7 protein-coding genes are annotated in these 7,197 nt (G+C 52.2%); 6 read left to right on the top strand and 1 reads right to left on the bottom strand.

Features of this window, described 5'->3' with window-relative positions:
• Positions 1 to 122 precede the first annotated feature (122 nt).
• The 5 genes from RAZWK3B_RS17550 (at position 123) to RAZWK3B_RS17570 (ending at position 5,047) form a co-directional block, all read left to right on the top strand.
• Positions 123 to 1,403, top strand: coding sequence for a tyrosine-type recombinase/integrase (locus tag RAZWK3B_RS17550; RefSeq protein WP_007817519.1), 1,281 nt, complete (start codon positions 123 to 125; stop codon positions 1,401 to 1,403).
• A complete protein-coding gene (locus tag RAZWK3B_RS17555) occupies positions 1,360 to 2,013 on the top strand; it encodes a hypothetical protein (RefSeq protein WP_157132303.1) in 654 nt (217 codons plus the stop codon). The genes RAZWK3B_RS17550 and RAZWK3B_RS17555 overlap by 44 nt, the downstream gene beginning before the upstream one ends.
• A gap of 113 nt (positions 2,014 to 2,126) precedes the next feature.
• Positions 2,127 to 2,300 carry a helix-turn-helix transcriptional regulator gene (locus RAZWK3B_RS20735; RefSeq protein WP_083799249.1) on the top strand — a complete coding sequence of 58 codons (174 nt, stop codon included), beginning with the start codon at positions 2,127 to 2,129 and terminating at the stop codon, positions 2,298 to 2,300.
• On the top strand, positions 2,293 to 3,141 hold the full coding sequence (locus tag RAZWK3B_RS17565) for a primase alpha helix C-terminal domain-containing protein (protein WP_007817526.1): 849 nt from the start codon (positions 2,293 to 2,295) through the stop codon (positions 3,139 to 3,141). The genes RAZWK3B_RS20735 and RAZWK3B_RS17565 overlap by 8 nt, the downstream gene beginning before the upstream one ends.
• Positions 3,134 to 5,047 (top strand): DUF927 domain-containing protein, encoded by a 1,914-nt coding sequence (locus tag RAZWK3B_RS17570; protein ID WP_007817527.1) that lies wholly within the window; start codon positions 3,134 to 3,136, stop codon positions 5,045 to 5,047. Before RAZWK3B_RS17565 ends, RAZWK3B_RS17570 begins: the two co-directional genes overlap by 8 nt.
• A 339-nt stretch (positions 5,048 to 5,386) precedes the next feature.
• Here RAZWK3B_RS17570 and RAZWK3B_RS17580 read toward each other — a convergent pair whose 3' ends face one another.
• A complete protein-coding gene (locus tag RAZWK3B_RS17580; protein ID WP_037296221.1) occupies positions 5,387 to 5,734 on the bottom strand; it encodes an HGGxSTG domain-containing protein in 348 nt (115 codons plus the stop codon).
• 550 nt (positions 5,735 to 6,284) lie between these two features.
• Here RAZWK3B_RS17580 and RAZWK3B_RS20740 point away from each other — a divergent pair.
• Positions 6,285 to 6,950, top strand: coding sequence for a response regulator transcription factor (locus tag RAZWK3B_RS20740; RefSeq protein WP_083799260.1), 666 nt, complete (start codon positions 6,285 to 6,287; stop codon positions 6,948 to 6,950).
• Positions 6,951 to 7,197: the final 247 nt, after the last annotated feature.

The following is a 7,197-nucleotide window of genomic DNA, read 5'->3' on the forward strand; positions in this document are numbered from 1 at the left end:
CCAACATTTATTCTCTATATTAGATACTTAGCATATATTCTGGCTTTTTTGTTGCTCCCTAGCCCTCCATGAGGCAACATAAAGGGACCATATAAACGTAGCAATAACGCGGCAACAATCATATGCTCACCGATAAAGCAATTCGCGACGCAAAGCCAAAAGCATCCGCATACCGGCTACGCGACGCAAATGTTGTGACACGCGGCTTCGGCGTCACAGTTGCACCGTCCGGAGCGAAATCATTTTTTCTAAGCTTTACGTCGCCGGAAGATGGCAAAAGAAAGCAGGTCGCACTGGGCCGTTTCCCCAAAATGAGCCTGCGAGAGGCCCGGTTGAGAGCGGCCGAGGTACGCGCAGAGGTTGATGATGGCAAGGATCCAGCAATAGAGAAGCGCCAGGCCATAACTAACCGCATTGAACAACGCGCCTTGGGAACTTTAGGTGATCTATTGGACCTTTACGCGGCGGACCTTGAAGCTGACGGCAAGCGCACTGCAAAGGAAGTTCGCAGGATTAAGAGAAAAGATATCCCCCCTGCACTTCTGGCGCGGCCAGCGCACCTCGTCTCAAAAGATGACATCCTTGATACCCTCACACCGATAGCTCAGCGAGGCGCCAAAGTGCATTCGGACAATGTGCGCGCTTACCTGCACGCTGCATTTGAACTGGGCTTGCATGCTGAAGGAATGACGCGCTGGAGGGGCAAAGCTCCAAAATTTGGAATACAGAACAATCCAGTGGCGACAGTCCGAAAATCGGTAAGTCGGAAAGCTCGCGGACAACGCGCGCTATCACCAGCTGAGATTAATCAGTTCTGGCACACTGAGCTACTGACGGCGCCTATGCTTCTGGCGATAAAGTTTGTATTGGCGACCGGGCAACGCGTCGAGGAAGTATTACATGCAAGCTGGGACGAGTTTGATGCGCCCCAGATGCTCTGGACCATACCCGGGCAGCGGAGGAAGACACGAGGCAAAACAAGCGAGCCACACTTAGTTCCACTAACCGATTTTCACGTCGGTCTTTTAGAAGACATCCGAAAGACAACCAAGCATACAAAATTTCTGTTCCCTGCTCGGGGCGGCGAAACACCGAGGCGCTATGACAGCCTAACGCATGCTGTCAGGGGCTTCATACAAGCGAGCGATATGCAAAGCTTCTCTCCCCGTGACCTTAGACGGACATTCAAAACGCAGGCAGGATCATTGGGCATCTCCCTTGAAATGCGCAATAGGCTGCAGGGTCATGCGATGACTGATGTCGGCAGTGCGCACTACGATCGGTGGAATTATTTGCCCGAAAAGCGACAAGCAATGACGATTTGGTCTGACGGGCTACAGGAAATCGTTGGGAGGAAAAATGCCAAAACCAGTTCTGCCCTTACACAAACGCAAAGGTCTTAAAGATGTTAACCCTGATACATCGCTGGACGACCTCGTTGAACTGAATAGCTCAATTCCTTCTTTCCAACTTGCAACGCAATATTATTCGGATCGAGCACAGTACTTAATCTTGCATCGATGGGTGGTAGAAAAGATCCATGCAGAGATGTTATCCGACCGCGGCATGCCGAAAGAGCTTTTAGAGGCGCTCGAAGCGCTCAGTAACGCCTTGATGCAGCTGGCACAAAATCAAACTCCCGAATTTTTCAAATTCAATCGTCAAACAGGCGATCGCAACAATGGCTTTATTGTCAGACAGGCTACACTGGCTGCCGCCGCCCTTTACAACGGCGAGACCGTTTTGGGAAATGAGCATTCAGTCAAAGATTGGTGGGCAAAAATAGTTCGCAACTCCGATGCCAACCTGCCTAAAAGTTTAAACAAGGTCATAAACAATATTGCGGGCCTCGACATTGCAAATGTGGAGCAGAACACCAAACAAAAAAACATCAAAGAAAAACGAACGCTTATGGCCTATTTCGCCGGATTTAAGGACGCGACACCGGAGGAAGCTAAAGAACATTCTGATTTACTGAAAAAATTCACTGAAGATATTCTTTTGAAAAAATAAAAACTACGACTGCGTGGATCTCAAAGTATTATAGAGCGTCCATTTTCTCCCACATCGACACTTATCGAGAACGGAGAACTACTATGGTCGACTTGAACCACCCTCAACCCCTCATGTTCATCCCTGAGGTCGTCAGATTCACGGGCTATAGCCCACAACATCTGCGCAGGCTTGAAGCCAAGGGGGAATTTCCCCGGCGTATTCGCATTGGTGCCAACCGCATAGCTTGGCTTCAAAACGAAGTCGAAGAATGGCTGAATGTACGCGTGGAGGCCCGTCATGACTGATCATCGTTCTGGCCAGAGTTATTCACGTCAAGAAGTGGCTGAGACTGCGAAGGCGTTCCACGCAGCGACTGATATTGCTCCGTATGCACTCAGACATCATTACGAGTTGCTCGATATCCAAGGACGCACGCCCGATCAAACGCTGGAAGTGTTCTTGAGCCAATGCGACACCGTACCGGTGATCAAGACGGGCCCCGAGACCGGAACCGTGGCGCTAAGCGTACACACCCATGATGAGGATAGCGGCCTGTTTGCGTTGGCTAAGGCAGGCCTGTTCTGTTTCTGCCACGATCCCTTTATGGAGGTGGTAACCGCGTGGGATGATAAATGGATGTCGCACCACGTGCTTCACTATCGGTCGGGGAACCGGACTTTTCCGCGTTGGATTTATGAAAGCTTGCCCGGCGTCATTTTGCTTAACAGTGGTGAAATTACCCCCATTTGCCCCGGATACAGCGGATCTTGTCACCCGATGTGTCCAAGCGTTGACTATGCGTACGGCTATGGGCGCGATTATGCAACTTATGGCATCCCTGACCTCCCAACCGAACTTATCGATCGGCTTGAACTTGAGCAGGAACAAGCACGCCACCGCGAGCGCGCTAAAGCAGCAGCTACAGGCGTAAAACGCGAGCTGTTCGATCCAATCCCTGCAGGTTGCCGCAACACCCAGCTTACACGGCGTGCAGGGTTTTTGATTGGCTGGAAAAAGATGCCTGAGCATGCAGCCCTTGAAGCCCTGCTCCAGATCAACGCTGAATGCTGCCAGCCCCCTCTGGATCCCAAGGAAGTTGCCAGAATCGCACGCTCGATCGCTCGGAGGCACGAACGCAATGGGTGAAGTGACTCCTGTGGAACAGCTGAGAAAAGAAACTGAGGCCGCGAAAGCGGCCTCGGCACAAGCCGAAACCATGGCGCTTGGTGAAATCAGATACACGACTTGGGACGGATGCTTTCACATGATCGAACAGGGCAAGAAAGCTGCAACCACACGCCGGCTTTCAAATTTCACCGCTGAAATCGTCGAGGAGGTCACTGAGTTTGACGGCGCTACAACTTCCAAAGTGTTCCGGATCATTGGGCGGCTTGAAACGGGCCAGCCTCTGCCTGAAATCGATATACCGGCAGACCAACTGGACCAGATGGCGTGGATTACTCAGCAGTGGGGCAGCGCAGCTCAGCCCGTAATCCAGCCGAGGTACAAAGACCACATTTTGGCGGCTATCAAACAGCACTCGAGGCCGAAGCAGACTCATGTCGCCTTGCATACTGGCTGGCTCCAAAACCGTGATGAGCATATTTATCTGACGGGATCAGGGGCGATCACACAACATGGTCTGGATACTTCGCGTGAAACGCGGCTGCATGGATCGCTGAAAGGCTATGATCTCCCCGCCCCCGACAAAGACGAGATTTCGCCAGAATTTCTCCAAGCTGTAATCCGTAACTTTGCCGGCTTGCTGAAGCACAATGAGGGCCTGCTATGTCTGGGTGCGGTGGTCAGAGCTGTGGTTTCACATTTCGAGCCAGCAAAAGTTAGCCTTTACCTCGCCGGCATTACAGGCGCACGAAAAAGCGCCATAGCGGGAGTATTGCAGTCTTTCTTCGGGCCAGAATTTGATGGAAGTAACTTGCCCGCCAATTGGTCGTCGACCGGCAACTCTCTCGAAAAAACGGCGTTTTTGGCGAAGGATGCTTTGTTTGTTGTGGATGATTTCTTGGCCCGTGGAACGCCAGCCGAAGTCGCCCGCATGCATAAAACTGCCGAGCAGCTGATACGGGGCCAAGCCAATCAGGCGGGACGTCAAAGGCTGAGTAGCACGGCCCAACTTCGAGAAGCCTATCATTCACGGGGGCTAATCTTGGCGACAGGCGAGGATGTCCCCAACGGGCACTCACTTCAGGCGCGCATGGTGCAAATCAGCATCGACAAGGATGGTGTTGATCTCAATGCGCTGTCTGAGCTGCAGGAATTTGGTAAGTCGGGTGAGCTAGCACAAATCCTGTCAAACTGCATCCAATGGCTGGCAACCATGGCGTTCACAGGCCATTTCGATGGTCGTACTGTAAAGCTGTGGTCCAACAAATATCGCCGTGCACTTGGGACTGTTGGGCACGCGCGCACTCCCGACAATCTGGCTAATCTGCTTTGTGGCCTGAAGTTTTTTCTCTTGTGGGCAAAGTCTGCAAAGCTAATCGACGAAGAGTTTGAGACGGGCGTTCTGAAAACCGCGCTAATCGCTGCTAAAAACTTGGCCGTTATGCAGGCCGAGGCGGATCATGAAGCATCAGATGCACAGCGATACATCGATCTTTTGCGCTCAGCACTTCAGTCAGGGCGCGGCCATGTCGCCAGCTTGAACGGACTGTGCCCGCATCATGCGTCCGCGTTGGGATGGCGTGAGGAGCAGGGGCGTGATGGGAACTACTACGCAAGGCCGCAAGGTGATCGTATCGGCTGGGTTGACGATAGCCACCTTTACGTTGATTCCAAGGCAGCATTGTCGCTGATTAAGAAGATGTCGAACGACGTCGGGAACTATCTCGGCTCATCAGACCGGGCGATCTCGAAGGCTCTGAAAGAGGCCGGCTGGCTCGCCAAAACTGAAGAAAAGCGCAACACATTCAAAGTGACATGTGAGAGTGTCCGCAGGAGTGTGCTGTGCTTCGATCTCGGCAAAGTCATGGAGTTGGTCGATGAACACCAGCCAGTGGCGGAAAATCAGCCTAATGACCTGCCATTTTGACCTCGACTGTCCCACTGTCTCAGTTGTCCCAGTTATTTACGTAGGGGTCAGAAAAATCAGCGCATACATCATACAATTTCTAGAGAGGTCTTGTTATTTTACTGGGACACTGGGACAACTCCTTCCAAAGGATTGATATTGCGTGATTTATTGGTGTCCCAGTTTGACTTCCAGACTGGGACAACTGAGACAGCAAGAGCTGATGCGAGGCCCAAGGTCCGAGGCGCACGGTACTTTGCCCAAGTTTACGTGCACACTGCCCCCGACCAAACGCCCCAAGACGCCCTGCGCGAGTTCCTTGGTCCATTGGCCAAGGAAGTGGAAATCGACGACGGTTGATCAGTCGAACTGGTCTTTCCAGTCGGGATCCAGCCACCCATAGGCCACGGCCCGCGCTGCGATGTCCCTGAGCTCCGCCCTGATCTCCCGACCGACCTCGGCCCGCCGCTTGGCCTCAGCGCGCCGCTCTTTCGTCAACCGCCCGTGTTTGAGCTGCGCCGCAACGATCCTCGCACGTCCGGCCTCGGTCCGTGGTCCGGTTGCGCACCCTCCGTGATTACGGCAGCGCGCCCGGCCTTTCAGGGCGGCTTTTTTGCACGGTGTGCCCGACCGGGTTGTGGCCCCGCACCGGCGGCCCGGCCAGTCTGGCCCAAAGCGCGTGGGTTTGCCATTTTCTGCGATGCTCATATGCTGCTCCGAGGTACCATTCATTGAGTGTTATAATATAACGCATCTTTACTCGCTTAAAGGGCGTTATTTTCCAAGAGCCGCGGACCAAGATCCAAGATCCAAGGCCTGTGGAGCAAGGATCCCCCGACCAACAAGCAATAAGCAACCAACGAAAGACAGACACTCAAGGTAAGGTTCACCGGCCACGGTGCTATACTCTAGCCCCCCAACTCTATAGCACGCTCAACCGAAATTACTGACGGTCTTCCTAGCCCTTCAATCAAACAAGGCCCGACCGCAGGCCGTGAGCCCCAGTTTAGGGGGGCTCGGACCTACAATCTCTGGGCAAGCGAACTCCCGTGCGCATGGACGTAACACGTTATGATAGACGGCAGATCTGAAGACGAATTACTGTAGGCGGGCCGTCTCGACCGTTTAAAACGACGTCAGATCAACTTTTTATAGAAAAGTTAAAAAAAAGATGATCTTATGGGCGGCAGAATATCTTTAGAAGATCTCATCGCACCAATGTACTTGCAGTTGCAACCAACAGTCCTTTGAGGCGGATATGCAAGATAAACAAAATCTGATCGCAGAGCACTCTAATCGTGTATTAAAAGTTGGCTTGGTTGGTTGGGACAATATGACTAGTGGCGCGGTGACCTACTACCTAAATAGCGAGCATCATGCCGAAGTTGTAGTTCTTGATGACTTTAGAAAACCGACCGCAGCTTATTGCCGGACTACTGAATTAGATGTTGTGGTTCTCGGCGCTAACCAGCACAGCTTAAAAGAGCTGGAGAACTTGCAAGTTATCTCATCAAACAAAGATGGTCCAAAAATTGCCGTTTATTTCGACAATTTTGAATCCAATTTTGCTTGGTCGGTTCTGAGGCATGGCGCAGCGGGAATTATATCAGGAGATACAAATGTTCAGGCTTTGCCAAGTATCTTGGAGTTAATCGCAAGCGGAGAAGTCTTTGTGCCATCATGTATGATCGCGTCCGGCCCGAAGAGAGTAAACGGGGATTTTGGCGATAATTGTCTGCTTCCAGACACGGAAGAGAAGACGCTTCGGATGATTGCTGAAGGTCACATCAACAAGGAAATCGCGCTGAAGCTTGATGTCACCGAAATGCATGTCAAAATGATTGTCAGACGTATCTGCAAGGCACTTGATGCGAGAAATCGAGCTCATGCTGTCGCTAAAGCAATCAGGCTGGGTCTGATTTAGAGGCCTACTAGGCACAAGAGGTCCAGTGTGAGTAGCGTTTCAACCGGCTTTCGAAAATGGCTCCAAACTTGCCTGAAAGCGCGTCCAAGGAAAGCTGTTGTGCCATCCTGAGGGTCACGTCCGTCAAGGAGGTGTAATTGTCGGGTGGCCTGAGGTCATGATCAGGCGGCTTGTGTTGTGATGCTGAGCATGGGATCGGTCTCCTCGTGGTCGATCTGAGCGAAGGCCTCGACCTAGAGCTATGCGG

This window comes from Roseobacter sp. AzwK-3b, from assembly GCF_000170875.1.
GTDB lineage: Bacteria > Pseudomonadota > Alphaproteobacteria > Rhodobacterales > Rhodobacteraceae > Roseovarius > Roseovarius litoreus.